We start from the raw sequence: 25413 nt of genomic DNA on the forward strand, positions 1-25413 counted from the left end.
TTCCTTTCGTTTTTAAGGATAATTTGGTACGAATTGGAGCCCAGAAGCGGTGTCCCATCTATTCATCAAATTCATGTTCTGGACAGCCTGGCCGGCGGCTCCTTTTAACAAATTATCTATTGCTGCCACAATCGTTATCCTGTTTGTCCTGGGATCACAGTGCAAGCCGATATCACAATAATTGCTTCCCGATACTTCCTTTGTGGCAGGTAATCTGCCAGCTTTTTTTATCCGCACAAAAGGGTGCTCATTGTAGAATTCCTCATAAAGCTTTTGCAGTTCTTCCGTGATGCATGGCTTTTTCATGTCAGCATAAATGGTACATAAAATACCTCGCACCATTGGAACCAGATGGGCCGTAAAAGTCACGGTTGCCCTGTCAGCTGCTTCAGCGTTCAGCACTTGCTCTATTTCAGGAATATGCTGATGAACACCCAGCTTATAAGCTTTCGTATTTTCATTAGCTTCAGAGTAATGGACGCCGAGAGAAAGGCTTCTCCCTGCCCCTGAAATTCCTGACTTGCCATCAATGATGATAGAGTTACCTTTAATCAGTCCTGCCTGCACAGCCGGAATCAGCCCCAGAAGGGCCGCGGTAGGATAGCACCCCGGATTCGCTATTAATCTTGCAGTTTTAATTTTTTGCGGATATATTTCGCTAAGTCCATACACTGCATTCTCCAGATATTCCTTCTCCGGTGAGTTGTGCTGATACCATTTTTCATAAACTTCCGGCTCACTAAGCCTGAAATCCCCTGCCAAATCTATACAGCGTATGCCGCGCTCAAGAAATTGGGGCACAAGGCTGGAGCTTGCTCCAGATGGAGCAGCAAAGAACATGGTATCCACTTTCTCAGCTAGAATGTCAGGCTGCAGATCCTCCAGTTTGAACTTGCAGATATCTGTTAAGTGAGGATAGATTTCCTGTATATCTGTTTCAGCTTTTGACTGAGATGCAATTACAGCCAGTTCTGCATGCGGGTGGTGAACCAAACACTTTATCAGCTCTGCTCCGCTGTAGCCTGTGCCGCCTATAACGCCAACTCTCAAGTTACTCATCTCCCTGCCAGTCCGGTAATATGTGAATTATTATACATTTATGAGTATTTTTATTCAACAACATTCTGAAAAAATAATAAAATTTTTATAAATATTATCGTTTTCAATCAGTATTCATTCTTATAATTATTCAATTATATGAATAAACAGCAGGGAGGTTCCAAAGCCCATGCTGTTTTTTTGCAGAACTGTCTATATAATGAAGTCAACAAGCATGTAAGGAGGAATTGTACTTGCAGAATACGAGATTAAGAGAACTGGCTGAAAACTGGCTTCCAGAAGCAACCATTTCTATGATTGGGGAAGCATATAATGGAGGAAAGTTATCAGCACAGGAAGTTGTGCTTATGTATTTATACCGCATTTCCAAGCTTGACAAAGAGCTTCACTCCATCATAGAGATTAACCCTGATGCATTGCAGATTGCAGAAGCTTTGGATGCGGAAAGAAGAACAACAGGGCCGCGGGGGCCGCTCCACGGAATTCCCCTGCTTTTAAAAGATAACATCGATACTGGAGACAAGATGCATACCAGCGCAGGATCAAAGGCGCTGGCCTTCCATTATGCAAGGGAAGATTCTTTTGCCGTCCGCCAGCTGAGAGAGGCAGGCGCAGTGTTTATTGGAAAGACCAACATGACAGAATGGGCAAATTTCATGTCAGAGTCCATGAAGAACGGCTATAGCTCAAGGGGAGGACAAACAAAGAACCCTTATGGGCCTGGAGTATTTGACACCGGAGGATCCAGCAGTGGATCCGGGGCAGCCATTGCCGCCAATCTTTCAGCGGCGGCAGTCGGTACTGAAACCTCTGGCTCTATCCTCAGTCCTGCTAGCTCAAATTCTATTGTCGGCATCAAACCGACAGTAGGATTAATCAGCAGGTCCGGCATCATTCCCATATCTTTCAGCCAGGATACTGCCGGACCTATGGCCAGAACGGTAACGGATGCAGCCATTCTGCTTTCTGTTTTAAGCCGCCATGATCAGAGAGATCCTGTTACCTTGGCAAATCCGGAGCCCCATCGGCAATATGAGTATTCCTTAAACAGACACGGACTGACAGGGATGAAGATCGGTATACCGAGAAAGCAGTACTTTGATGTTCTTGATGAACCGGAAGCTGCTCTTGCTGAAGCGGCAATTGCTATTTTAAAAGAACAGGGTGCAATTGTGGTGGATTCTATCACTATTCCTTTTGCAGAAGAACATGAAGACTACCAAACGCTTCTATATGAATTCAAACCGGCTCTTAATGCCTATTTTCATGCAGCCGGCCACAATGTTCCTGTGACCAGCCTTCAGCAGGTGATAGCCTACAATCTTGCTCATCCAGAAGACATGCTCAAATACGGCCAGGGCATTCTGCTGGAAAGCGAAGAACTGTCAGGAACGTTGAAGGAAGAGGAGTACTTTGCTGCCCGTGAAAAGGATTTGTATCTATCCAGGGAAGCAGGGCTGCTGGCTCTGTTTAAAGATCATCAGCTGGATGCTCTGCTTCTACCAAAAGAACGGGGATGTGAAATTCCGGCCAAAGCAGGATATCCTTCCATCACTGTGCCTGCCGGTTACACTCCGGAGGGTAAACCGTTTGGCATAACCTTTTCTGGTCTGAGCTTTCAGGAAAGCAAGCTGATTTCAATGGCATTCTCTTACGAACAGGCCACTCTGCTTCGCAGGCAGCCGAACCTGTAATGATTAGCAAAAACCCCGGAGCCTATTTAAGGCTTCCGGGGTTTTTTTATTGAGTGTTGAGTTATTAGCAATGCTATTTTTGTGGTACGTTAGACAACATGCGTTGCAACAGGACGTCGCGCCCTTAGCATGACTTAAAGAACAACCATCATTCCGGCTTGTTATCAAGTCCATAAGATTGTGTAAATACCTATTTAAATAGGAAAAGATTGTTTTTTTGAAAAAGGGTTGAAAGGGGCCTTGGAAAGCCACTATATAAACGGAGAAACTCCGCCTATTCAGAGAAAACAGCGAAAATAGCCTAAAATAAACGGAGGGATTCCGTCTATGGACCTAAAAAACGGCTAAATGGTTGAATTTCAGCACCTTAAGCGGAATTCATTCCCTTATTTCCCCTATAAATGGCCTATTCTGAATGTAACCGGAATCTTCCGCTTATTTTTTCTTTGTTGGGATATGGCGTGACTATTCCTTTCCACACAATTATACGCAGCCCGACACGACGTCGGACAGTCATGCGTTGCCACAGGACGTGGCGCTCTTAGCTTGACTTCCTTTAAAACGGAGCCTTCCGCTTTTCTACATTGTCCAGCTCCACCGGCCAGCGGCTCGAGGTCATAAGCTGTCTTGGCCATAAGGTCAAAGAACGACCTCATGCCCAAGATGGCTTATGCTTGTCGCCGCTGAACGGGGCCTTCCGCTTTTCTTCATTGTCCAGCTCCGGCAGCTAGGCCCTCGAGGTCATAAGCTGTCTTGGCCATAAGGTCAAAGAACGACCTTCCGTCCAAGCCATCTTATGCTTGTCGGAGCCCGACACGACGTCGGACAGTCATGCGTTGCCACAGGACGTGGCGCTCTTAGCATGACTTCCTTTATACCGCTGCCTCCGCTTTTCTTCATTGGCCAGCTCCAGGCGCCAGCGGCTCGAGGTCATAAGCCATCTTGGTCAAGAGGTCAAAGAGCGACCTCATGCCCAAGCTGTCTTATGCTTGTCGCCGCTGAACGGCGCCTTCCGCTTTTCTTCATTGGCCAGCTCCAGGCGCCAACGGCTCGAGGTCATAAGCCAATCCGGCTTGAAGGTTAAAGAACAACCTTCATTCCGGCTCGTCTTATGCTTGTCGCCGCTGAACGGGCGCCTTCCGCTTTTCTTATTCCACTATCCCAAATTTATATTTTGTAACCGAGTTGTATTGCTGGTCTTTGTCCAGCACGATGGACGGGAAGTGCGGATGCTTGAACGGGTCCGGCAGTTTTTGCGTTTCCAGACAGAGACCAAGATAAGGGCGGGATTGAACTCCTCTGATAGAAAAAGATTCTTCCAGCTGATTGCCTGTATATAGGACAACTCCCGGTTCTGTTGTTTCTACTGTTAGAGTTCTTCCGCTTGTTTCATCCACAAGGAAAATTTCTCCCGCATTGTTTTCATCCAGCAAAAACGGATGATCGTAGCCGCCGCCTGCAAGCAGGTTTTGCGGGTGTTCAGAGTTTACTCCGTCCACAATCTTTCTGCCTTCTTTAAAATCAAAAGGAGTTCCGGCTGCCTCAACTACGTTTCCAGTTGGGAGCAGGTCATCACCAAGTTCAAGAAAACGGCTGCTTTTCATTGTAAGCTTATGATTCAAAACATCTTCCTTTAGATCTCCGCTTAAGTTGAAATAAGAGTGGTTTGTAAGATTTAAGACCGTTTTTTGGTCTGTCATTGCTTGATAGGTAATGGTTAGTTCATTCTGATCTGACAGCTCATAAAGGACAGTCACAGTTACCATACCCGGATACCCTTCTTCTCCATCAGGGCTTACGTATGTAAATTTCACACCAGAGGCAGTCTCTTCCGCATCCCACACTTTATTGTTGAATCCTTGCGGTCCGCCGTGAAGATGGTTGTTTCCTTCGTTTTGAGGGAGTATGTAGGTTTCGCCGTCAAGAGTAAATGATGATCCTCCAATCCGTCCGGCAACCCTGCCCACAACCGCTCCAAAGTATGGAGAATACTCCAGGTAATCTCCTATGTTATCAAAGCCAAGAACAACATTTTCTAAATTCCCATTAAAGTCAGGGCTAGTCAGTTTTGTAATGATGCACCCGTAATTGATGCATTCCAGCTCAACTCCATTGCTGTTTTTAATAGAGTATGCAAAAATGTCTCTGCCTTCCAGCACATCGAATTTTCTTTTCGTTATATTCATAAATGGGCTCCTTTAAGCGTATTCAAACTTTTCTCTATTATACAATAATAGAAACTATGAATCTAATGTCAGCCCGTTGTCCAACTCATTCAGCTCCAAAAAGAGCGGGCGTTCCTGCCCGTGGGGAGTATCAGGATAGTGAGTGCATAAGATGAGTTTTCCCTCCATATTACGGAACAGGCTTGAATGGCCTGCGTTTCTGTCCAGGAGAAGATCATCTCCATGTGTCCATGGTCCTTCTACCTTCCCGCTTTTTGATCTGGCAACAGCTACAGTATACCCGCCAGAGCCTATGTCTCCATCATCTTTGACAGAGTAGCTTGACCACAGCATCAGCAGCTCTCCACTTTTTGTCGTGTACATAAAAGGTGCATCGGTCAGAAAGCCGCTCTTTTCAATTCTGGGATCTGAAAACTTGCGGATCCAGCTCATTTCAGCAGCATTCAAAATATCTACAGGCTCTCCCCTCGACTGCTTTAAGTCTTCAGATAACCGAATTGCCTTTATTTTCCCTTCATATTCCTGTGTCCACTCATGACAGAACACCAGCCACTTTTGCCCCTCCTGGTCACAATAATACGTTCCGTCCAAGCACTCCCACTCTTTGGGAGTAAGCGGCCCGGGACTGTGGGGCTTATAAGGACCAGCGGGGCAGCTGGAGATGAGGGCACCTGTTCCGCGGCGCTCTCCTATACCTCCTTTAAAACTGGCAAACATATAATAGAAACCGTCCTTTTCAAAAACCTCTGGAGCCCAGTAATGCCTGACACCCCAAAAGCCTTTTGGAGGGATAAAGGCGCAATAAGGCCCTTCCCAATCCTCCAGATTGCTGCTTACAAAAACATCAAACTGCGGTTCCCTATCACCGCAGCCGTCTGCAAAAGTAGTTCCAAATAAATAGTAGACTTTTCTTTTGTGGTCCGTAAAAACAAATGGGTCTCTTATATAAATTTCCTCTGTTTTTAACTTTTTGATGGAGCGAAAACCCTTCTCCATTATTTCACCATTTCGTCATGCCACATATCATTAATTTCCCTGATTTTTTTAAGTTCGCATTTCGGCTTACGGTCATACGTTAACAGGCCATTGATTTCCTGTTCAACATCTGTAAGCTGCGTATAGCAGTAGCCGTGCAGAATTTCCGAGCTGTAAACAGCCTCCATGACACGCTGATAGTCGGAGATAAATTCTTCGACGCTTCCTGCAGAGGTGTAGCCCCATCCAGCATCTTCCCCAACTTTAAACCCTATTCCTCCAAACTCTGTTAACAGAATCGGCTCTCCCTGATGCTCAAATCCATCTGCATAAATGCCTCTTCTTGCGGGTTTGGAATTCAGCAGTTCCTCTTTTTTTCCAATTGATTGCTTAAAGGCCTCATATTTCGCCATTTCATTCTGGCTGCCATGGTTGTAGTTATGCACAGCACAAATATCTGTTGCCGTGAGCTCCCAGCCATCATTTGAGATCACAAGACGCGTTGTATCTAATGAATGAATCAGGTGGTACATCGCCAGTGAATGATGCTGCTGCTGTTTGCTTCCCTTTACATTTGGAATGCCCCAGCTTTCATTCAGCGGAACCCAGGCTACAATCGAGGGATGGTTATAATCTCTTTCGATAATTTCCATCCACTCTCTCGTCAGGCGGGAAACTGCATCCTCACTGTAGGAAGCAGATGCTGCACATTCTCCCCATACGAGGAAACCCAGGGTGTCTGCCCAATAAAGGAAGCGCGGATCTTCAACCTTTTGATGCTTTCTGCAACCATTAAAGCCCATTTCCTTTGAAAGCTCGATATCCTTCTTTAAATCTTCATCTGAAGGAGCGGTTAAAAGTCCTTCAGGCCAGTATCCCTGATCGAGGACAAGCTTTTGATAATAGGGCTTATTGTTTAGATAAACCATTCCGTTTTGAATGTGTACTTTTCTCATTCCAAAATACGAAGCAGTGCGATCCAGCACTTTCCCTTGATCCTTCAGCTCTATCTTCACATCAAATAAATTTGGATTTTCCGGGGTCCAGTTCCAGCCGTCATGGTGGAATCCTGTTCTGAAGATTTTTCTGTTATATAAATCAAACGTTCGTTTAACCATTTTTTCATACAGGGCTATACTGTCCTTTACAATCACTTCGCCTTTAAAACTGATTACAATCTCTGCAGTCTTGCCCGCGAAATTTCCTGCCACTTCAATTTCAGCTTCAACACTGCCATGATCGACATCCGGTGTAAATCTTATCTTTGCAAGATGGACAGGGTCCACAGCTTCCAGCCAGACAGTCTGCCAAATTCCTGTGGTACGTGTGTACCAGATTGAATCAGATTTCTCAATCCAAAATTGCTTGCCTCTTGGAATCGTTTCATCTTCAGAAGGGTCTTCGACTCTTACTGTTACAGTTTCAACTCCTCCTGACAGGTAGTTTGTGATATCAAAAGAGAAAGAGATGTGCCCTCCCTCATGGAAGCCGGCCAGCTGACCATTTACATACACCCAAGCCCGGTAATCAACTGCTCCAAAGTGGAGAATCACCTGTTTTTCGGCCCATTCTGCCGGCACCTGAAACTGGCGTTTATACCAAACAATATCATGAAAGGATGGATCATGAATTCCGCTCAGCTGAGTTTGGTAGGCAAATGGAACTTGAATTTTTTGTTCAAGCTGATGTCCGTCTGCCTGCCACTTTTCCCTTAAGCCGGAATTACTGTCGTCAAAAGAGAAATCCCATTCTCCATTTAAATTGATCCAATTTTCTCTCACAAGCAGGGGCCTTGGGTATTCGGTGCGATATGTTGTCATCTGTATCTCTCCTTTTTACTTGTTTTTGTTTATTTAATACCTGAGTTTGTTACGCTCTTTACGAAATACTTATTTGCAATAAGGAAAACAATCAGGGCTGGAATAGTAGCTATAGCAGTTGATGCCATCATTTTTGCCGGATTCACAAAGTTTGCTCCTTGAATCAAAGCTGCTATCCCTGTTGTGACTGTTCTCATTTCATTGGAATTAATGACAAGAGACGGCCATAGAAAGTCATTATATATATTCAGGAAAGTGATCACACCAAGCGTCATGACAACTGGTTTAATGGACGGAAAAATCACCTTTGTTAAAATATCCATCTGTGATGCACCGTCAATGTATGCAGCTTCCTCAAGCTCCTTAGGAAAGGAAAGCAGGAAGTTATAGATAAGAAATACTCCTAGTGTGCTGGCAGAGTACGGCAAAATCAGCGGCACAAAGGTATCGAGCAAATTCACACTCTTGAACAGATAAAACATAGGAAACAGCGTAACGATCCCCGGAATTGTTAAACCTGCAATGATAAAAACCATAAAGACTTTTTTGCCCGGTATGCGAAGCCTGGCTAAGGCATAAGCGGCCAGGACATTCACAACAACGACCAGCGTAGTTCCAATCAAAGTGATAATGCCTGTGTTGAATAGCCACAGAATAATTGGAGCCTGAGATGCATCAGTAAATATTTCCGCGTAATTTGCCAAAGTCCAATCTGAAGGCAAAATGGATGGGTTGCTCATTGCATCGCTGAGCGTCTTGAAGGAAGTAAAGATCATCCAAATAATCGGCAGTAAAAATACAATGGATAAAAGGAACGCGATGATAATAACAGGCAGGGACTTTTTCATGCTTGCGTTCATTTTGCCACCTCCTTATATTCCTTCTTTCGATAGGCAAACCAGTATTGTGAACCAGTGACAATCATCATGATCAGCCCCATAAGAATGGCCATAGCTGAACCGACTCCCAGCTGATTTAAATTAAATACAGCTTGCTGAATTGTCATAATAAGGGACGTTGTGGTTTGTTCAGGTCCGCCATTTGTGATCAAAAGGGTTTGGCCATAGAGATTAAAGGATGCAATCACAGTTGTGATGAAAATAAATACAGTCACATTCCGGATTTCCGGCAATGTAATATAGCGCAGCTTATTGAATGCACCAGCACCATCTAGATCTGCTGCTTCATAAAGGCTTCCATCAACCTCGTCAAGAGCATTGACAAACAAAAGCATGTTAAAGCCGATGGTCCACCAGACCGTTGCAATCAAGATTGTAATCCAAGCATAAGGCTGTTCCCCGAGCCAGTTGACAGGCTCATTGAGAAAGCTGTTTACATACCCGGCATTGCTGTTAAACAGCCAGAGAAAAATGGCGGAAACAGCTGTTACAGAAACTGAGTAGGATAAAAAGAAGATTGTCCGGAAGATTGGCTTTAGAATTCCAGGCAATTTGTCTATGACAAGTGCAAGTGCCAAACTGATTAAGATTAAAGGGGGCACACTGATCACAACATACACAAGTGTGTTAATCAGGCCTCTGACAAACATGTCATTGTATATGGTCCCTGGCGTTAGTATGTTTATATAATTGTTAAATCCCACAAATCCATTGTTGCCGTTTGAAATGTTCCAGTTGAAAAAGCTGATGACGACTCCGTATAAAAGCGGAGTCAGCCAGAACAGCGAAAATAACAAAACAAACGGGGCTATCAGGATAAAGGCCCATTTTTTTGATTTTTTGTTATACATAATAACCTCCGGATTTGGCTATAGTATTCTCTAAAACTATCAGCCTGCTAAAGTGTCTATTTTGTTGGCTCAGCTTCAGAGATTTGCCGCGCTCTGTCTGTTGCATGGTCCAAAGCTCTCATAAGATCTTCCTTTGTTAAGTTCCGATTGGACACAACCCTGTTAAACACGGTTGCATTCATGTATCGCATCTGCTCATCGAACAAATAAACTTTTGGGGCAGGTGCAAAGGAATCAAACTGAAGTGTATTGGCATAAGCCACTTCATACTGTTCCTGATTTTGCTCCAGATATTCTATTGTTTGGAGGTGAAGCGGCGCTTGTCCGCCTTCTGCCCAATTCACGAGGTTTTCCGGCGTAAACATATAATGTAAAAACGCAGCAATTCCTTCCTTCACCTGCGGATCTTCAACAGCAGAACTCATCGCAATGGTGTGAGCGTTTCCATACACAGCCTGAGTATCTCCCAGAACAGGTACAGGGGCTACCCCCAGAGAATCCCCAAACTGTTCTTTCGCACCCCCATAAAACCAGGGTCCAGTCAGCGCCAAAGCTGTTTGTACTGCTCTGCTTCCTTCACCCGCCTGCTTCATAAATGCTTGAAATTCTCCATCAGCCCCAAGACCTGGAGGGGAGATAGAATCTTCCCAGATCATTTTGTTATACTCAAGAAGAGCATCAGCTAATTCAGGCTGGTGAAAATTCAAGTAATTATCTTTTTTCAATTCAATCCCTTTTTGAGCAGCCATCGTCATAATGTAGTACTCTACCAGTCCTGCTGGGGGAATACCCATCGCATAAAGATTAGGGCTTTGGGATTGCAGTCTTTCATTTAAAGCTAGAATATCCTCATAGTTTTCAACTGGCTCCGATACAAGCTCCTTATTGTAAAGCATTGTCATCGGATGAATATCCAGCGGTACTGCAAACATTTTTCCATCAATCGTTGAGGATTCAATTCCAGCTTGATGAAAATCCGATTCTTCTAATCCAGCCATCTCCATAATCGGTGAAATATCCTGAATCAGAGTATCTTTTTGATAGGTTTCCAGATTGGTACCATGAATCACGACCAAATCCTGGTTGCCAGATTTAAATTTTGTATAATGATCTCTCTCCTGATGCTCAACCACATGGTATTGATCCTGCGACTGGTTAAAGCCCTCTGTAATTTTCCTCATATAGGCTCCATCACCGCCCGTAAATCCATTCAAGAATGAAATTTCAATTTTTCCTTGTTCTGTATTGGCAAAAGTTCTTTCGTAATAAGATTTGTATCCGAAATAAGAACCAAAAAACAGGACAAGAGCCGCTATAATGAAAATATTTTTACCTTTCATGCAGTAAGCCCTCCTTATACGGCTAACAGTTTAATAAAGCGTTTCCAAATTTAATTTTATTATTACATAAATTTATAGAATAAATCAACTATTATTATAACAATTAAATATAAAATAATAACTCTACAGCTAAGAAAGGAGGTTGTTTCCCCTTCAGCAGCGTATGAGTGCAGATACCTGACTCTCTCCATAAAAGGGAGCAATGCTCTAAATCCAACATACTATTTAATGCGCTAAAAAAGGTGCCCCGCTTGAGCGGAACACCTTGGATTATCCCGATAAACACCTGTTTTACAGGTCCTACCGATAAAAAACTCTACTCATTATTCACGAGAGAATACTTGATGTTCATCAAAAGATCCTGCTCGTAGTTGCCGAACCGGGAACCAAAAAGATTCATTCCTCCCGCGTTCTGTGCATCTTTTTTTATACCAAGTTTTAATGAAATATAAGGCTGCCCTAGCAGCTTCAAATCATCGATTGTGGTATCAGATATTTTCACACCATCAATAAAGCTGCCCGCTTTGCTGATTTTCCACTTTTTCAATAAACCAAACTGTGTGTTATGAGTTTCCCACCAGCTTGGAGTTAGAAATCCCCGCTCTCCTCCAAAATCTCCAGGTGATGTCCAAGTACCGATTTCTTTCTCATTAATCACCAGCGAGATATCTGAAGGCCAATCCATTTTATGATAGGGCGCTTCAGAACAGAGCTCCGCCGAAAAGTTCAATTCATCAATCTGCACTCCGTAAGGTATCCTGTTAGGAAATCGATACTCCACAAACCCGGATCTGAACCAGATCAGCTGCGCATCTTTATGTTCCGGCTCATAGAAAGAGCGGGGGTCATCCAATATATGAATGATGCCGCTGTCACTCAGCAGCCCGCAGGAAGGCTCTGCTTCACAGCTGACGTACTCTCCAATTGGCATCTCTACTGTTACTGAATCTTCATTTATTTGTTTTGGTTCTTCCAGATTAATGATGATCCGGTCGTAAAGTCTGCTGTTAATCTTCTGACTCCCCCTGCCGGGAACCATTTCTGTACTGATTAACCCGCTGTCCTCGAGCTTCTTCACATAAACTGCAGCCGTTGAAAACGGTACTTCCAGCTTTTCTGATAATTCGTTCACATTCCTGGGACCTTCCGCCAGAATCTCGATTATTTTCATTCTTTGCTCATGACCTAATGCTTTACATATTTCTATAGCATCCTGTAAGGTAAGCTGTAATGTTCTCAAGTGCTACGTACCCCTTCACTTTTTATTACATATTTTATTGTTATAAAGATTATCTTCCATCGCTTTCTTAATGTCAAGATGTGTAATAAAAAACCTCAGTATGTTAATCTTCATCCTTTACATCAATATCTTCAGGAAGGGGTTCACTCATTACCTCTTCAACAAGTTTTTTGTATTTTTCCACCTGTTCCAGATGTGTGTTGAATTGTTCTTTGTACAGCAGATATTGGTCCCCATCATATACCGCTCGAAAACGTTTTTGCTGTATGCATGTTTTTATATAATCTTCAGTAAGATTGAGATATTCAGCTGCTTCTTTAATCGTTAAGTACATAACCTGCTCCTTTTGTTACGTTTATTTTCCCATATTGTAGCACAGGTGAGATTTCTTCAGGAATCAGAAGCTACGGAGGGGTTAATCGCTTCCATAAACTTATTATTTAAATTTTTCTGAATTTTTGTTTTATTACTTCTCTCATTCTGTTAAAATGTTTCATATTCAGTTTATACATATGGAAAGGGAGGCAGCCACTATGATTACTTTTATCGGAGCACTTATATTATTACTTCTTGGCTATGCACTATATTCAAAATTCGTTGAGCGTGTATTTGTCATCAATGATGCCAACCCCACACCTGCTTATACAAAACGGGACAATTTTGATTTTGTTCCTATGAGCTGGTGGAAGGGAAGTCTGATTCAGTTATTAAATATTGCCGGGCTTGGTCCTATTTACGGAGCAATCCTCGGCGCACTATATGGTCCGGTTGCTTTTATCTGGATTGTCATCGGCTGTATCTTTGCAGGTGCTGTTCATGACTATTTTTCAGGGATGCTGTCCATGCGCCATAATGGAGAACAATATCCATCAGTAGTTGGCCGCTATCTGGGGAAAAACGTTCAGAGATTTATCAGCGTAGTTTCCCTTGTTTTGATGATCCTGGTTGCAGCTGCGTTTACGGCCGGCCCTGCACAGCTGATTGCCCAGCTGACTCCGTTAAGCTTTGTCGCTGCGCTGCTTTTAATATTTGGCTACTTTGTTCTGGCTACCGTCCTGCCAGTAAATAGAATCATCGGAAAAATTTATCCTGTTTTTGGAGCCATTCTTTTGTTTATGGCCTTTTCAATTGGAGCTGCTCTTTTGTTTTCCGATCGTACCATTCCCAACTTGACGCTGTCCAATCTTCATCCCGGAGACCTGCCGATTTGGCCGCTGCTGATGGTGACCATCTCCTGCGGGGCGATTTCAGGCTTTCATTGCACGCAAAGTCCTATCATTGCTCGTACGATGAAGAAGGAATCAGACGGCAGAAAAATCTTTTATGGCGCCATGATTACTGAAGGTGTTATTGCCCTGATATGGGCGGCGGCGGGGATGACTTTCTTCAATGGTACTCTCGGCCTTCAGGAAGCTCTTGCAGCAGGAGGTCCTTCAGGCGTAGTCAATGAAATTTCGACAACCTTGCTCGGAACACTCGGCGGCATTCTTGCCATCTTAGGCGTCATTATCCTCCCGATTACAACAGGCGATACAGCACTGCGTTCATCCCGGATGATTTTATCGGAGTCTCTGGGCAAGTTTTGGTCTATGGAAGGCAAAGGAAAAGTTCTTTTGATTACATTGGCGGTATCTGTGCCTGCGTTATTCCTGGCCACCATCGACTACACATTTTTGTGGAGATATGTCGGCTGGACAAACCAGCTTGTAGCTACAGTGATGCTGTGGACTGCGACCATTTATCTTCTCAAAAACAAAAAACTCCACTGGATCAGCGGGATTCCCGCCATGTTTATGACAGCGGTTGTATGCACATATATCTTTTATGCACCTGAAGGACTGGGATTGCCGTACGGGCTGTCTGCAGCGATAGGTTTAAGTCTTACCGCGGCCGTGCTGGCATGGTACATTTTCCAAATTATCAAACACAGCCGGAAAACAACAGAATACCATCATGATGCAGCTTAATAGTCTGGAGAGGAAATTTATTCCTCTCTCTTTTTTTGCTGTTTTTTTCTGCAGTAATGTACCCCTTCCCTCTTGGGCGCATATACATATTGGGCAAAGTAACCGATAGAGCGGGTGATATTCATGAGCATTACAATTGTTCAGGGAAGTAATCATAAGTTGGAGCCGGCATATATCAATATTGTTATTGATGTGATCAGAGCTTTCACCGTAGCACATTATGCCTTTCTGCGCGGTGCTAAAGAAATACAGCTCGTTAACACGGTTGAAGCTGCCAAGAAAGCGAAAGAGGCTGATTCTGAGCTTATGCTGGCAGGAGAAGTGAAGGGGCTGCCTATTCAAGGCTTTGACCTTGATAACTCTCCCCACGGCCTTCAGCAAAGAAACGTAGAAAATAAGATCCTTATACAAAAAACAACCAATGGCGTCAAAGCTGCTTTGAATTCTCTAGCTGCAGAGCACATTTTGGTCACAGGCTATTCCAATGCAAAAACAACAGCAGAGTATGCAAAAAGGCTGCTTTCGGAGACTGGAGAAAATGCTTCCGTTCATCTTATCGCCTCTCACCCTTCAGGAGACGACGATTTGGCTTGTGCACTGTATATAAAGGGAATCCTTGAGGGCAGCTTTTCCCCTTCACAAACAGAAACTGAGGAAAGAATACTTCACAGCTCTGCAGCGGAAAAATTTCATGACAAACTGCAGCCAGCTTTTTGCCGGGAGGACATTCAGCTATGTGCTGCAGAACTGAAATCTGACTTTGTCATGAAAATCAGCCCGGCATCAGGGGACCGGCCAAAAATCTGGAGGGTGAATGTATGAATGACTTTCAATTAATCCTGCCAGCCCGAACAGTTAAACCCCGGAAGCAAGGATTAACCATCCTGATTGATAATGGATATCCCATCCAATATTTTCGAGATGTGATGAAAAGTGCCCAGCCCCTTGTGGATTTCGTGAAATTCGGCTGGGGGACAGCGTTGGTTACGCCATCTCTCGAAAGGAAGATTCAGTGCCTGCAGGAACTGAACATTCGATACTTTTTTGGCGGAACATTATTTGAAAAATTTGCAAGCCAGGGAAAAGAAGACTCTTTCTATCACTTTTGCAAAAAGCATAGCTGCACTTATATTGAAATATCAAACGGTACAATTGATCTCAGCAACAGAGAAAAAGCACAATTTATTAAAGAATTTTCTAGAGAATTTACTGTTTTCAGCGAGGTCGGATTCAAAGACAGCGAAAAATCTGAGCAGCTGAGCACCAGTGAGTGGATGGAATTTATCAGGGAGGATGTAGAAGCAGGTGCTGCTAAAGTGATGACAGAGGCACGGGAAGGCGGAACAAGCGGTATTTGTACGTCCACTGGCAAAGTGAAGCTGGATATAATTGATAAGATTCTGGGTTCTGACATCAATCTTAGCACAATGATCTTTGAAGCACCCAATAAGCAGCTGCAAACCCTTTTTATTGAGCTGGCTGGTGCAAATGTAAATCTGGCAAACATATCTTTTGGTGACATTATTTCTTTGGAAACTCTAAGGCTTGGGCTTCGCTCAGATACGTTTTTTCTAGCAAACAAGGAGGTTCACTATGAGAGAAACAAATAAAGTTTTTCACTTAGCCATACCGTGCAAGGATCTTGATGAAACTGCAGCATACTACGAGGGGCTGGGCTGCAGGCTTGCCAGAAGATATGCGGACAGAGTCACCTTCGACTTTTTCGGCGACCAGCTTGTATGCCATCTCAATCCTGATGAAATAGATGCAGAGCCTAAAATGTACCCGCGTCATTTTGGCGTAACATTTACAAACATCGGGGAATTTAATGACCTGCTGGAATGGGCGCTGAAAAAGGATCTTCCTTTCTTTCAAAAACCAATGCTCCGTTTTGAAGGGAGAAAGGAAGAGCATATCACGTTCTTTCTAATCGATCCTGCTAATAATTTGCTGGAATTCAAATATTATAATGATGCGGAAATGGTTTATTAATACGGAAAATCTGTAAAGAGTTATCCAGAGTATGCTGGGTGCTCTTTTTTTGGCCAGTCTGCCATAAGAAAAAAGACCCCAAGAGCTGCTGGACACCAGCACTTGAGATCTTATTTTCCCCAATTAATCTTCCTTGATCTGCAGCAGCTTTTGTCTCAAATCGTTTTCCATACTGCTTAACTCCAGCTCCGCCTGGCGCCTCTTGCTGCGCCCCTCTTCCTGAATCCGGAGCGTTTCTTCCAGAGTAGTCACCAGGCTCTCCTGTGTTTTCTTTAAAGTTTCAATATCAATCAGGCCGCGCTCATTTTCACGTGCCGTTTCAATTGTATTGGTCTTCAGCATTTCTGCATTTTTCAGCAGAAGGTCATTCGTTGTTTTCGCAACTGCCTTCTGTGCTTCAACTGCATGCCGCTGCCTGATTAAAGTCAGCGCAATTGCCACCTGGTTTTTCCAAAGAGGGATGGCTGTCATGATAGACGATTGAATTTTCTCTGCCAGTGCCTGATTGGTGTTTTGAATCAGCCGTATTTGCGGTGCGCTTTGGATGGTCATTTCCCGGCTGAGCTTTAAATCGTGAATGCGTTTATCCAGTCTGTCAGCAAATTGAATCATATCGTTGACTTCCTGAAATTTCATCTGATCATTTGTTGTTTCAGCCTGTTTTCTAAGCTCCGGGATCACGTTGTCATTCAATTCTTCCAGCTTCAGTTCACCCGCAGCAATATACACGTTCAGCGCCTGAAAATAATCCTTATTGTGCTCATACAGCTTTTCCAGCATGTCGACATCTGACAGAAGCACATTTTTGCTGCGTACAAGCTTAACGCTGATCCGCTCAATCTGCGCTCCTGTTTTTTGATATTTAGACATGACTTCCTGAATGGAACCGGAAATCTTGCCGAACATTCTTGAGATAAGTGTGCGCTTGTCTGTACTTAGTTCGTCCGGGTTTACTTCATTGAGCTTTTTCATCAGTTCATTAATGATTTCACCGATTTCCCCTACATCTTCTTTCTGTACATGCTCCAGCATATTATGGGAAAAAGAAAGCAGCTTGGACTGTGCAGGGGTTCCATAGGAAATCATCGCCTGGTGGTCAGCCGGATCAATCTGCCTGGCCAGCTGGTATGCTTTTTCCTTATTTTCCTCAGGAAGAACATCAATGAGTCTAAGCTTCTTTTCCTGTTTTCCCTCTGTCTTTAGTTCCGGCAGAGCACTGCTGCTGCCAAACGGATCAGCGAGCAAGTCATCCATCAGATTGGAAGATTGTTCTTTATATTGATTGCTGCTCATATTATCTCCTGCCTTCATCTAGATATTTCGTCCTTTCACTTGTTTTCGATATAGCATTTCTAGCTACATCAATTTCAAAATGAAGTTCGTCTACATCGTTTGCAATTACCTGCTGAAGATCCTTTTCAATTGAGTATTGAAGGTCACCCAATGTTTTTTTCGTATGAATAAGCGACTCTTTCAGTTCCAGTGATTTCTTTGGCTGATTGGATAGAAAAGCATATTTCTCCGCAAGCTCAACAGCAGAGTCCAAATGGGAAAAATAAAATCTTTCAGCCTGATAAAAGCGCTTCGGTTCATTTTTCGTCAGTACATAAATCTTTCGTGCCACTTTCACCAGCTCGAGCCTTTGCTTAATGGATCCAATATCTCTCATGCTAAATAAAGACTTGTTCAATCTGAATAGTTTCCCTTTTGCTTCAGTTAAGTTTCTCTTTATATATTTATATTCCTTGCGGGTCAGCCCATGTTTTTTTAAAAACCGGTAGCTGCCGGCCGCTGAAAGTATTCCGTAAACACCCAGACCTGCACCTGCTGCAATGGCAGTCGAGAAGAAAAAGGGCTGTCCGTATGCGAACATGCTGACAAGCCAGACAGTGGTGGTAACAGGCACTGCAACAAAAACCGCCGTTAGAAAAGCAATCATTTTGGAGATGTGAAACACCCCTTCTTTTAGTTCTTACCCTATATACGGGCGAGTATCTTAATAGTTTCATTTTACTCGATATATTCACCTATTTCTAACAATACACCACAAACAGCATTTTCTCTATTGGCCAGGAAACGTAATAGCATCTAGGGCTTGAGGCGTAGACGGCATCATCCATGCCTGCTCAAGCTAAATAAAAGTATATAAAAAGACCCTCTTCATGCTGTGAACAGAGTCTTCTCATGCTGTGTTATTTAAACCACCCTTTTTCCTTTGACTGGGTGATAGCTTCAATGCGATTTGTAACCTCAAGTTTATCCAGAATAACAGAAATATAGTTGCGGACAGTCCCCGTTTTTAAGCTGAGCATTTCTGCAATTTCTTTTGTATTTTTCCCGTCCGCTACAAGCTCTAATACTTCTCTTTCTCTCTCCGTCAAAGGATTTTCTTCACTGTAAATATCTTCAATCAGCTCTGGAGCATATATTCTGTTGCCGTTCATCACACTGCGGATGGAGCTTGCAAGCTCCTCACTTGGGCTGTCTTTCAGCAGATAGGCACTCACGCCCGCTTTTAATGCTCTTTGAAAATACCCGGTTCTGGCAAAAGTGGTCAGGATGATCACCTTGCAGCCCGTTCCCCTTAACTCCTCAGCTGCTTCCAGTCCGGTTTTTCCCGGCATCTCGATATCCATGATGCAAACATCAGGCTGATATTTACGCACAAGTTCAGTTGCTTCTTCCCCGTTAGATGCTTTGCCCACTACTTCCATATCCTCCTCGAGATTAAGAAGGGAACCTATTGCACCAAGCAGCAGCTGTTGATCCTCAGCAATGACTATTGAAATCATAAAATATCCTCCTACTCCTTCTGTTTGACATCGTTTGGAACTCTTATGACCAGTTTTGTTCCGTTATCGATATGGAGCTCAAGACTCCCATTCACAAATTCAAGTCTTTCCTTCATTCCTTCAAGGCCATGCCCCCTGTGGATCCTGTCAGCTTCCTTGAAAGTACCGTTGTCCCCTATGCTGATCACTACTTCTTTCCAGGTCTGATCAATGTTAAATTCGCAGCGGTCAGCTCCACTGTGCTTCACAATGTTCGTCACAGCTTCCTTCAAACACATGCTGAGTATATTTTCGGTCAGCAGTGATACATTCTTTAACTTACCAACATGCAGCCCGGAATATTGAATTTGCGCAGCCTTTAAAATCTGTTGTACTAAAATCACTTCTTCCTCAAGGCGTATGCCCCTCATGGAAGACACCATTTTTCTTACTTCATTCAAAGCAGTCCTTGCCGTTTGCTGAACATCCTTCAGCTCATTTTTGGCCTGCTCAGGATGTTTATGAATCAGCTTTCTGGCCAAATCACTTTTCAGCCCGATTAATGACAGCTTTTGGCCCAGTGTATCATGAAGATCACGGGCAATTCTCTGCCTCTCCTCCAGCTTTACAAGCTCTGAAATTCTTTTGTTTGCATCCTCCAGCTTTTCCTCCAGCTGCCCTTTTTCCTTTCTATTTTGAATGCTGAAAGGGAGCATGATGACACTAATCCAGATAATAATGACAAAAGGTAGCTGATTTAGTATCTGAGGCTGCTGAATGATGCTGTAGTTAATAGAGAGCGAAGTGCTGATTAAATGGATAAAATACAGCCACAGGAACGTTTTGCGGTTCTCAATGTTTCCGATGTAGTGTGCCAGAAAGAAAGCAAAATACACATAGCTGAAAAGACTGGTAGCTGTAATAGAGATGGCAATCAGGATAAAAGTCCAAAGATACACAAGCCATCCCTTTGAAACAAATGCAATTCTGTAAAAAACAAAAAACAGAATTGTCAGCAGGATCCCAATGATAATTTCAACTGTAGAGGATGATTGAAAGATAAAATAAAATGGCAGAATGCATAAAATTGCCCAAATATAAGGTGATATCCCATTGTTTTTCGGAAAATCCAAGTACTTTTTAAACATGTAAGAACCTCTTCTGACTGAATTTCTATTATCTATATTAACATGAAATAAAGCTTTCTTCCTGTAATTTGGAAGAAAGCTTTATGATCTTTTTATACCTTGTTACATTTTTGATTGAAGCGGCATGTCTTTATGAATTCTTACATCTCTGTAAGTGACAAACTTCTTTTTATCCTCATCCCAAAGCTTGTATTTTAAAGACTCAAGACTGGTCTTTAAGGTAATGGTCGGCACGTGCTGCAAAGGATCTGTATTCTTATGTGCAGCTTCAAGCTTATAGTTGGGAACCCTTGGAGAAAGGTGATGGACATGATGATACCCGATATTGCCTGTCAGCCACTGAAGAAGCTTCGGAAGCTTATAATAGGAGCTTCCCTCCACTGCGGCCCTGACATATTCCCATTCATCACTTTCTTCAAAATAGGAATCTTCAAAAGTATGCTGTACATAGAACAGCCAAACTCCCAAAGTTCCGGAAATCATGAAAATTGGCAGCTGAACTAGCAAAAATGCCTGCCATCCGATTAAATAGCAAAGCAGTGCCACAACACCTGCAATCGAAACATTCGTAACATAAAGGTTCAGGCGTTCCTTCCACCTTGCACCCCTTCTATTAAATCTGTTTTGAAGCAGAAAAACAAATATCGGTCCAAGCACAAACATAACAAATGGGTTTCTGTACAAACGATAGGCCAGCTTTACCCAAAAAGACGAAGCCAGATATTCATTAACAGTCAATACCCAGATGTCACCGATACCCCGTTTATCAAGGTTTCCGCTGCTGGCATGATGAACGGAATGGCTGTGCTGCCATTGGCTGTACGGAAACAAAGTCATAATGCCTGTAATGGTCCCAAGTATTTTATTTGCCTTGCGGTTTTTAAAAAAGGAGTGATGGCAGCAGTCATGAAAGATGATAAAGATTCTTGTAAGGAACCCTGCAGCAACCGCAGCAATTACAAGCGTCAGCAAGTAGGACACGGACAAGCTGTAATAGGCAAGAACCCACAGCAGCACAAACGGTCCAATCGTATTGATGATCTGTCTGACACTATGCCAAGTGTCCGATTTTTCATATGGAGCAACTTGTGTTCTAAGATGTTTTGTTTTTTGCTTACTCATAGTTATCGCGATCCTCTCAGCTTATTTTCTTATTTCATTGTAATGAATAAAGTTTGTTTTCGTCAGTCATAGATGTCACTGCTTGTATATGACAAATGTCATATTTGCTTAAAAAACAGACAAATCCCAAGCAGCAAAGTGCTTGAGATGCGGGTTGTTGTATTTGTTTACTATTATTTCTAACAATAAAAATGTTATTCAAGAAATCGTTTATGTTCAGGACTGGTTAAGCCAATATGCTCCGCTCGCTTTCATCCACTGGGAACAGTTTACAACATAATCCCTTTTTTTACTAGCACATTATTAACATTCAATAGAGAAGGGTATATTGGGATAAACAGATTTTTCAGGAAGGAGTGACATTGTTGTTTCCCAAAATTCACTTTCACAAAACGATGACCAGTTTTTTACTTTTCGGTACGATTTACTTGGTCTTAATTGTTTTATTTGCAGTGATTTATACAGCAATAGATATGTCGGGAGCAGGGACAATTAAAGAGCATTATCTAGAAGAAACTAATTTGTCTTTACCAGCACTCTTGCTAAGGAGTCTATACTTTAGCCTGATTACCATATTTGCTGTAGGTTTCGGTGATATCACACCATTCGGCCTTTCAAGGCTTTTTGCCTCCATTCAGGCTTTTATTGGTTTTTTGATGCCTATCGCAATTGTTATTCACTTATTTCCTAATGAAGAAAGAAGAGAAGGAAATTAACTTTCCCTTACAAGCACAATACATTCCATTTAAGAGAGGAGATTGTCTGTTGTCTACACGAAAAATGATTATTACTCAAAATTTGCAGGAAAAACATATTGAAAGAATACAGAGCGTTATCCCTGATTGGGAGCTCATCACGGGAAAAGATCCTCTCATTTGGGAAAAAGAGCTTCCATATGCAGAGATTATCGGGGGATGGAAAAGCAGCATGGAAAAAAGCCTGGATACTGCAGATCAACTGAAATGGATTCAGTCCTGGAGTGCAGGCGTTAATAAAATGCCGCTGAAACAACTTTCTGCAAGAGAAATTAGCGTGACAAGTGCCACAGGGGTCCATGCTTATCCAATATCAGAAACCATTTTTGCCCTTTTGCTCGGATTAACCAGGAAAATCCATGCTTATGTTAAGAATCAGCAGTCTAAAACGTGGCACCATGCCGGCCTGAAGCTTGAAATACATAACAAAACAATCGGCATCCTGGGATTTGGTGCAATTGGTAAAGAAACAGCCCGGATTGCCAAAGCATTCAATATGAAAGTTCTCGGAATGAGGCATTCACGTACATCCGACGAACTAGCTGATGAGATGTTTTTACCAGATCAGCTTCATGACATGCTTCCTCAATGTGATTTTGTCGTCGTAACCCTGCCCCTTACAAAGGAGACTGCATCTCTTTTCGGAAAATCTGAGTTCATGGCGATGAAGAAATCGGCTTACTTTATCAACATTGGGAGAGGAGATATAGTGGTGGAGCAGGAGCTTATTCATGCTCTTCAAAAAGGGGAGATTGCCGGTGCTGGACTCGATGTGTTTGAACAAGAACCGCTCCCGCAGGACAGCGCTCTTTGGGAAATGGAAAATGTCATGATCACTCCGCATACTGCAGGTTCTACAGAATTCTATGATGAACGGGTAATTGACAACATTCTTCTTCCGAATTTAAAGAATTATCTAAATGGAAAGAAGCCTTCAGTAAATTTGGTAGATTACGAGAAGGGATATTAGTTAATAATAGATCTCCCTGTATGTATTGACAGTTTTAATCTTAACAGAAATGGTCTCCGTTCCAATCCGGGAGGGTTTCCATTTCTTCTAAAGGTGAGAAAGCTTATAGATCAGAATCCTTTCACCAGGATGACTGCCCAATGTAATTTCTCTTTCTAATTGGAAAGGTGTCTTGTTTTCCAAAAAGAATATATAGTCTTCAGAAGGGTAGTAGAATAACGCATATATATCACGGGAGTGCTGTTCTGCAGAGATTAGGATATTATTAATTACTTTCATAAGAATTTTTACTGAAAAGGGGTTGAAAAAATAAAAAATATTTTCCAGTTCTTTAACTTTATAATCTTGAGCCAAGCAGCAGTAAAACTCAAGTGCGTTTTTTCCGGAATTTCTCCCCCTGTATGTTTCCAGATTGTCTTCAGCCTCGATAAAGTAATGCTCTTCCATTTCAATTCCCGTTGTTCCTGCACCTGTAAAATAATGTACAAAAAATCCGAGCCTTCCTTTACCGCATCCAAAATCAACTAAATGATCTCCTTCATTAAACTCAAAGAATTCAATCAGAAACTTCAATACCCAATAGGGTGTAGGCTCGTATCTGTGATAATGAAGAGATTGGGGGAAGCCCTGCTGAAATCCTTCTGTATGTATATTCAGCAACTGCTCATATTCTCTTTCTTTCATAGAAATCCTCCTTGCTTTAAAACCGCTGTTGTGTAACTCGGATGATACCATGTCTTTGCTTTTTCCAGCAATATAATTAGTTAAAGTGCTTGTGAAAGATACACATGAGATAGATTTCTTGTTGCTGCTTATAAAAAGACCCAAAGGAAATTCCTTTGGGCCATGAGAAGGTATTATTTAATTGTTATCTCTACATTTGACGGGCCTTTCACATTCGACGAAACTGAAATTCCTGATCCGCCCTTCTCCTGAATAATCTCAAAGGAGACTTTTTTCTTTACAGAAGCAGTATCTACTTTATAAGTTTTTTCTGTACCTGGGGCAAGTTTATCAGTGTTTATTTCTTTGCCGTCCAAAGAGATGAGCAAAGCCTCTTTTGTTTCAGAATCTTTATCAAATGCATTCATGCTGAAAGTTCGATCCTGGCTGGCACTATTTTTCACTTTTACAAGTATTGATGTTTTTCCGCCGGCAGGAATAGAACAGCGTGATACGTTTCTCTTTGCCATGCGATCTCCTCCTTCCCATTAACAGAAATTACTGATTATTCTTCAAAGCATTAATGGCATCCAGGATTGCCTGACGATTTCCATTTCCTTCTTCTACTACAGTATTCAGCAGGCCTGTAAGCTGTTCAATTAATCCATCATGGTTGGCATTTCCAGATCCGTTCATTGCACCCAGCATCGTAATGGCAGACAAGATTGAGGCAATTGCAGAAGAAGTATTATCTATAAAATTGATGTTAAAGTTATTTCCGTTAGTGAACGTATTTCCGCCAGCACTAATGGTGTTGCCGTCAAAGCTTGTATTTGCTTCAGCTTCGGCGTCAGCTTCCGAATCTGCTTCGGCTTCGGCATCTGCTTCTGCTTCCGAGTCTGCTGTTGCATCCGCATCCGCTTCGGCATCTGCTTCCGCTTCGGCATCAGCGTCCGCATTTGCATCGGCTTCAGCATCGGCTGTCGCTTCTGCATCCGCTTCGGCATCGGCGTCCGCATTTGCATCGGCATCTGCTTCGGCATCGGCTGTCGCATCTGCATCCGCTTCTGCATCAGCGTCCGCATTTGCATCTGCATCTGCTTCGGCATCGGCTGTCGCATCTGCATCTGCTTCGGCATCAGCGTCCGCATTTGCATCGGCATCTGCTTCGGCATCGGCTGTCGCATCTGCATCCGCTTCGGAATCAGCGTCCGCATTTGCGTCTGCATCTGCTTCGGCATCGGCTGTCGCATCTGCATCTGCTTCGGCATCAGCGTCCGCATTTGCATCGGCATCTGCTTCTGCATCGGCTGTCGCATCTGCATCCGCTTCTGCATCGGCGTCCGCATTTGCATCGGCGTCCGCATTTGCATCTGCATCGGCTTCTGCATCGGCTGTCGCATCCGCATCCGCTTCGGCATCTGCATCCGCGTTCGCATCAGAATCTGCATCTGCTTCGGCATCTGCATTCGCATCGGCTTCGGCATCTGCATCTGCATTTGCATCTGCATTTGCATCTGCATCGGCTTCGGCATCGGCTGTCGCATCTGCATCGGCATTTGCATCTGCATCCGCTTCGGCATCGGCGTCCGCATTTGCATCTGCATCCGCTTCGGCATCGGCTTCTGCATCTGCATTCGCATCTGCATCTGCATCTGCATTTGCATCAGAATCTGCATCGGCTTCTGCATCGGCATTTGCATCTGAATCTGCATCGGCTTCTGCATCTGCGTTTGCATCGGCTTCTGCATCGGCACTTGCATCCGCGTTCGCATCAGAATCTGCATCGGCTTCTGCATCTGCATTTGCGTCGGCTTCGGCGTCGGCTTCTGCATCTGCATTCGCATCTGCATCGGCTTCTGCATCTGCATTCGCATCTGCATTGGCTTCTGCATCTGCATTTGCATCAGAATCTGCATCGGCTTCTGCATCTGCATTTGCATCAGAATCTGCATCGGCTT

Annotated in this window: 24 protein-coding genes; 7 read left to right on the plus strand and 17 right to left on the minus strand. The window is 43.3% G+C overall.

All coding sequences use genetic code 11. The features are described 5' to 3' along the window. Window positions 1-12: 12 nt before the first annotated feature. Entirely contained in the window at window positions 13-1059 is a 1047-nt protein-coding gene (gene argC, locus GJU40_RS10090; protein WP_154307637.1) for an N-acetyl-gamma-glutamyl-phosphate reductase, read from the minus strand. Window positions 1060-1292: 233 nt separating this feature from the next. Here argC and GJU40_RS10095 point away from each other — a divergent pair, with 233 nt between their 5' ends. Further along, window positions 1293-2753, plus strand: a complete 1461-nt coding sequence (locus GJU40_RS10095) for an amidase family protein (protein ID WP_154307638.1) — start codon at window positions 1293-1295, stop codon at window positions 2751-2753. A gap of 1148 nt (window positions 2754-3901) precedes the next feature. On the opposite strand, the gene GJU40_RS10100 is transcribed toward GJU40_RS10095, so the two are convergent. The 8 genes from GJU40_RS10100 to GJU40_RS10135 form a co-directional block, all read right to left on the minus strand. Continuing rightward, a complete protein-coding gene (locus GJU40_RS10100; protein ID WP_154307639.1) occupies window positions 3902-4939 on the minus strand; it encodes an aldose epimerase family protein in 1038 nt (345 codons plus the stop codon). A gap of 54 nt (window positions 4940-4993) precedes the next feature. Next, a complete protein-coding gene (locus GJU40_RS10105) occupies window positions 4994-5935 on the minus strand; it encodes a glycoside hydrolase family 43 protein (protein ID WP_154307640.1) in 942 nt (313 codons plus the stop codon). Beyond that, window positions 5935-7734 (minus strand): glycoside hydrolase family 2 protein, encoded by a 1800-nt coding sequence (locus GJU40_RS10110; RefSeq protein WP_154307641.1) that lies wholly within the window; start codon window positions 7732-7734, stop codon window positions 5935-5937. The genes GJU40_RS10105 and GJU40_RS10110 overlap by 1 nt, the downstream gene beginning before the upstream one ends. A 29-nt stretch (window positions 7735-7763) precedes the next feature. Next, window positions 7764-8594: a carbohydrate ABC transporter permease gene (locus GJU40_RS10115; protein ID WP_212029817.1), complete on the minus strand. Its 831-nt coding sequence runs from the start codon at window positions 8592-8594 to the stop codon at window positions 7764-7766. Next, on the minus strand, window positions 8591-9484 hold the full coding sequence (locus tag GJU40_RS10120) for a carbohydrate ABC transporter permease (RefSeq protein WP_154307642.1): 894 nt from the start codon (window positions 9482-9484) through the stop codon (window positions 8591-8593). Before GJU40_RS10120 ends, GJU40_RS10115 begins: the two co-directional genes overlap by 4 nt. Before the next feature lie 56 nt (window positions 9485-9540). After that, window positions 9541-10824 (minus strand): extracellular solute-binding protein, encoded by a 1284-nt coding sequence (locus GJU40_RS10125; protein ID WP_154307643.1) that lies wholly within the window; start codon window positions 10822-10824, stop codon window positions 9541-9543. A 316-nt stretch (window positions 10825-11140) separates the two neighbouring features. Beyond that, the gene (locus GJU40_RS10130) at window positions 11141-12064 is read right to left on the minus strand and encodes an ArsR/SmtB family transcription factor (protein ID WP_154307644.1); all 924 of its coding nucleotides are present in this window, start codon (window positions 12062-12064) and stop codon (window positions 11141-11143) included. Between the two features lie 103 nt (window positions 12065-12167). Then, window positions 12168-12398 (minus strand): excisionase family DNA-binding protein, encoded by a 231-nt coding sequence (locus GJU40_RS10135; protein ID WP_154307645.1) that lies wholly within the window; start codon window positions 12396-12398, stop codon window positions 12168-12170. 199 nt (window positions 12399-12597) lie between these two features. Between GJU40_RS10135 and GJU40_RS10140 the strand changes: the two genes are divergently transcribed. The 4 genes from GJU40_RS10140 to GJU40_RS10155 all read left to right on the plus strand — a co-directional run bounded on the left by GJU40_RS10140 (window position 12598) and on the right by GJU40_RS10155 (window position 16023). Continuing rightward, on the plus strand, window positions 12598-14031 hold the full coding sequence (locus GJU40_RS10140) for a carbon starvation CstA family protein (RefSeq protein ID WP_154307646.1): 1434 nt from the start codon (window positions 12598-12600) through the stop codon (window positions 14029-14031). 123 nt (window positions 14032-14154) lie between these two features. After that, a complete protein-coding gene (locus tag GJU40_RS10145; protein WP_154307647.1) occupies window positions 14155-14853 on the plus strand; it encodes a 2-phosphosulfolactate phosphatase in 699 nt (232 codons plus the stop codon). Further along, on the plus strand, window positions 14850-15641 hold the full coding sequence (locus GJU40_RS10150; RefSeq protein WP_154307648.1) for a phosphosulfolactate synthase: 792 nt from the start codon (window positions 14850-14852) through the stop codon (window positions 15639-15641). Before GJU40_RS10145 ends, GJU40_RS10150 begins: the two co-directional genes overlap by 4 nt. Next, window positions 15625-16023, plus strand: coding sequence for a VOC family protein (locus GJU40_RS10155; RefSeq protein ID WP_154307649.1), 399 nt, complete (start codon window positions 15625-15627; stop codon window positions 16021-16023). Before GJU40_RS10150 ends, GJU40_RS10155 begins: the two co-directional genes overlap by 17 nt. Window positions 16024-16146: 123 nt before the next feature. On the opposite strand, the gene GJU40_RS10160 is transcribed toward GJU40_RS10155, so the two are convergent. From GJU40_RS10160 to desA, 5 genes are all read right to left on the minus strand, one after another. Continuing rightward, complete coding sequence (locus GJU40_RS10160) at window positions 16147-17316, minus strand: toxic anion resistance protein (protein WP_154307650.1); 1170 nt, start codon at window positions 17314-17316, stop codon at window positions 16147-16149. 1 nt (window position 17317) lies between these two features. Further along, entirely contained in the window at window positions 17318-17980 is a 663-nt protein-coding gene (locus tag GJU40_RS10165; protein ID WP_343031503.1) for a 5-bromo-4-chloroindolyl phosphate hydrolysis family protein, read from the minus strand. Between the two features lie 235 nt (window positions 17981-18215). Then, window positions 18216-18815: a response regulator transcription factor gene (locus GJU40_RS10170; RefSeq protein WP_154307652.1), complete on the minus strand. Its 600-nt coding sequence runs from the start codon at window positions 18813-18815 to the stop codon at window positions 18216-18218. A gap of 11 nt (window positions 18816-18826) precedes the next feature. Beyond that, the gene (locus GJU40_RS10175; RefSeq protein WP_154307653.1) at window positions 18827-19942 is read right to left on the minus strand and encodes a sensor histidine kinase; all 1116 of its coding nucleotides are present in this window, start codon (window positions 19940-19942) and stop codon (window positions 18827-18829) included. Window positions 19943-20044: 102 nt separating this feature from the next. Continuing rightward, window positions 20045-21064, minus strand: a complete 1020-nt coding sequence (gene desA, locus GJU40_RS10180; protein ID WP_154307654.1) for a Delta(5) desaturase DesA — start codon at window positions 21062-21064, stop codon at window positions 20045-20047. 365 nt (window positions 21065-21429) lie between these two features. Here desA and GJU40_RS10185 point away from each other — a divergent pair, with 365 nt between their 5' ends. Beyond that, a complete protein-coding gene (locus tag GJU40_RS10185) occupies window positions 21430-21780 on the plus strand; it encodes an ion channel (protein WP_246188335.1) in 351 nt (116 codons plus the stop codon). 49 nt (window positions 21781-21829) lie between these two features. Continuing rightward, the gene (locus GJU40_RS10190; RefSeq protein WP_154307656.1) at window positions 21830-22789 is read left to right on the plus strand and encodes a D-2-hydroxyacid dehydrogenase; all 960 of its coding nucleotides are present in this window, start codon (window positions 21830-21832) and stop codon (window positions 22787-22789) included. Between the two features lie 87 nt (window positions 22790-22876). On the opposite strand, the gene GJU40_RS10195 is transcribed toward GJU40_RS10190, so the two are convergent. The 3 genes from GJU40_RS10195 to GJU40_RS10205 form a co-directional block, all read right to left on the minus strand. Then, window positions 22877-23473: a class I SAM-dependent methyltransferase gene (locus GJU40_RS10195; RefSeq protein WP_154307657.1), complete on the minus strand. Its 597-nt coding sequence runs from the start codon at window positions 23471-23473 to the stop codon at window positions 22877-22879. A gap of 173 nt (window positions 23474-23646) precedes the next feature. Continuing rightward, window positions 23647-23982, minus strand: a complete 336-nt coding sequence (locus tag GJU40_RS10200; RefSeq protein WP_154307658.1) for a hypothetical protein — start codon at window positions 23980-23982, stop codon at window positions 23647-23649. A 28-nt stretch (window positions 23983-24010) separates the two neighbouring features. Continuing rightward, window positions 24011-25413 (minus strand): hypothetical protein (locus tag GJU40_RS10205; RefSeq protein ID WP_212029819.1); only part of this gene is annotated, 1403 nt, incomplete at its 5' end.

Source organism: Metabacillus lacus (genome assembly GCF_009674805.1).
GTDB classification, from domain to species: domain Bacteria; phylum Bacillota; class Bacilli; order Bacillales; family Bacillaceae; genus Metabacillus_C; species Metabacillus_C lacus.

What these genes read in the sequence shown, in the direction of transcription:
- argC (WP_154307637.1), bottom strand. Translation starts at nt 1,059, where the DNA reads ATGAGTAACTTGAGAGTTGGCGTTATAGGCGGCACAGGCTACAGCGGA.
- GJU40_RS10100 (WP_154307639.1), bottom strand. Translation starts at nt 4,939, where the DNA reads ATGAATATAACGAAAAGAAAATTCGATGTGCTGGAAGGCAGAGACATT.
- GJU40_RS10105 (WP_154307640.1), bottom strand. Translation starts at nt 5,935, where the DNA reads ATGGAGAAGGGTTTTCGCTCCATCAAAAAGTTAAAAACAGAGGAAATT.
- GJU40_RS10110 (WP_154307641.1), bottom strand. Translation starts at nt 7,734, where the DNA reads ATGACAACATATCGCACCGAATACCCAAGGCCCCTGCTTGTGAGAGAA.
- GJU40_RS10115 (WP_212029817.1), bottom strand. Translation starts at nt 8,594, where the DNA reads ATGAACGCAAGCATGAAAAAGTCCCTGCCTGTTATTATCATCGCGTTC.
- GJU40_RS10120 (WP_154307642.1), bottom strand. Translation starts at nt 9,484, where the DNA reads ATGTATAACAAAAAATCAAAAAAATGGGCCTTTATCCTGATAGCCCCG.
- GJU40_RS10125 (WP_154307643.1), bottom strand. Translation starts at nt 10,824, where the DNA reads ATGAAAGGTAAAAATATTTTCATTATAGCGGCTCTTGTCCTGTTTTTT.
- GJU40_RS10135 (WP_154307645.1), bottom strand. Translation starts at nt 12,398, where the DNA reads ATGTACTTAACGATTAAAGAAGCAGCTGAATATCTCAATCTTACTGAA.
- GJU40_RS10140 (WP_154307646.1), top strand. Translation starts at nt 12,598, where the DNA reads ATGATTACTTTTATCGGAGCACTTATATTATTACTTCTTGGCTATGCA.
- GJU40_RS10145 (WP_154307647.1), top strand. Translation starts at nt 14,155, where the DNA reads ATGAGCATTACAATTGTTCAGGGAAGTAATCATAAGTTGGAGCCGGCA.
- GJU40_RS10150 (WP_154307648.1), top strand. Translation starts at nt 14,850, where the DNA reads ATGAATGACTTTCAATTAATCCTGCCAGCCCGAACAGTTAAACCCCGG.
- GJU40_RS10155 (WP_154307649.1), top strand. Translation starts at nt 15,625, where the DNA reads ATGAGAGAAACAAATAAAGTTTTTCACTTAGCCATACCGTGCAAGGAT.
- GJU40_RS10160 (WP_154307650.1), bottom strand. Translation starts at nt 17,316, where the DNA reads ATGAGCAGCAATCAATATAAAGAACAATCTTCCAATCTGATGGATGAC.
- GJU40_RS10170 (WP_154307652.1), bottom strand. Translation starts at nt 18,815, where the DNA reads ATGATTTCAATAGTCATTGCTGAGGATCAACAGCTGCTGCTTGGTGCA.
- GJU40_RS10175 (WP_154307653.1), bottom strand. Translation starts at nt 19,942, where the DNA reads ATGTTTAAAAAGTACTTGGATTTTCCGAAAAACAATGGGATATCACCT.
- desA (WP_154307654.1), bottom strand. Translation starts at nt 21,064, where the DNA reads ATGAGTAAGCAAAAAACAAAACATCTTAGAACACAAGTTGCTCCATAT.
- GJU40_RS10195 (WP_154307657.1), bottom strand. Translation starts at nt 23,473, where the DNA reads ATGAAAGAAAGAGAATATGAGCAGTTGCTGAATATACATACAGAAGGA.
- GJU40_RS10200 (WP_154307658.1), bottom strand. Translation starts at nt 23,982, where the DNA reads ATGGCAAAGAGAAACGTATCACGCTGTTCTATTCCTGCCGGCGGAAAA.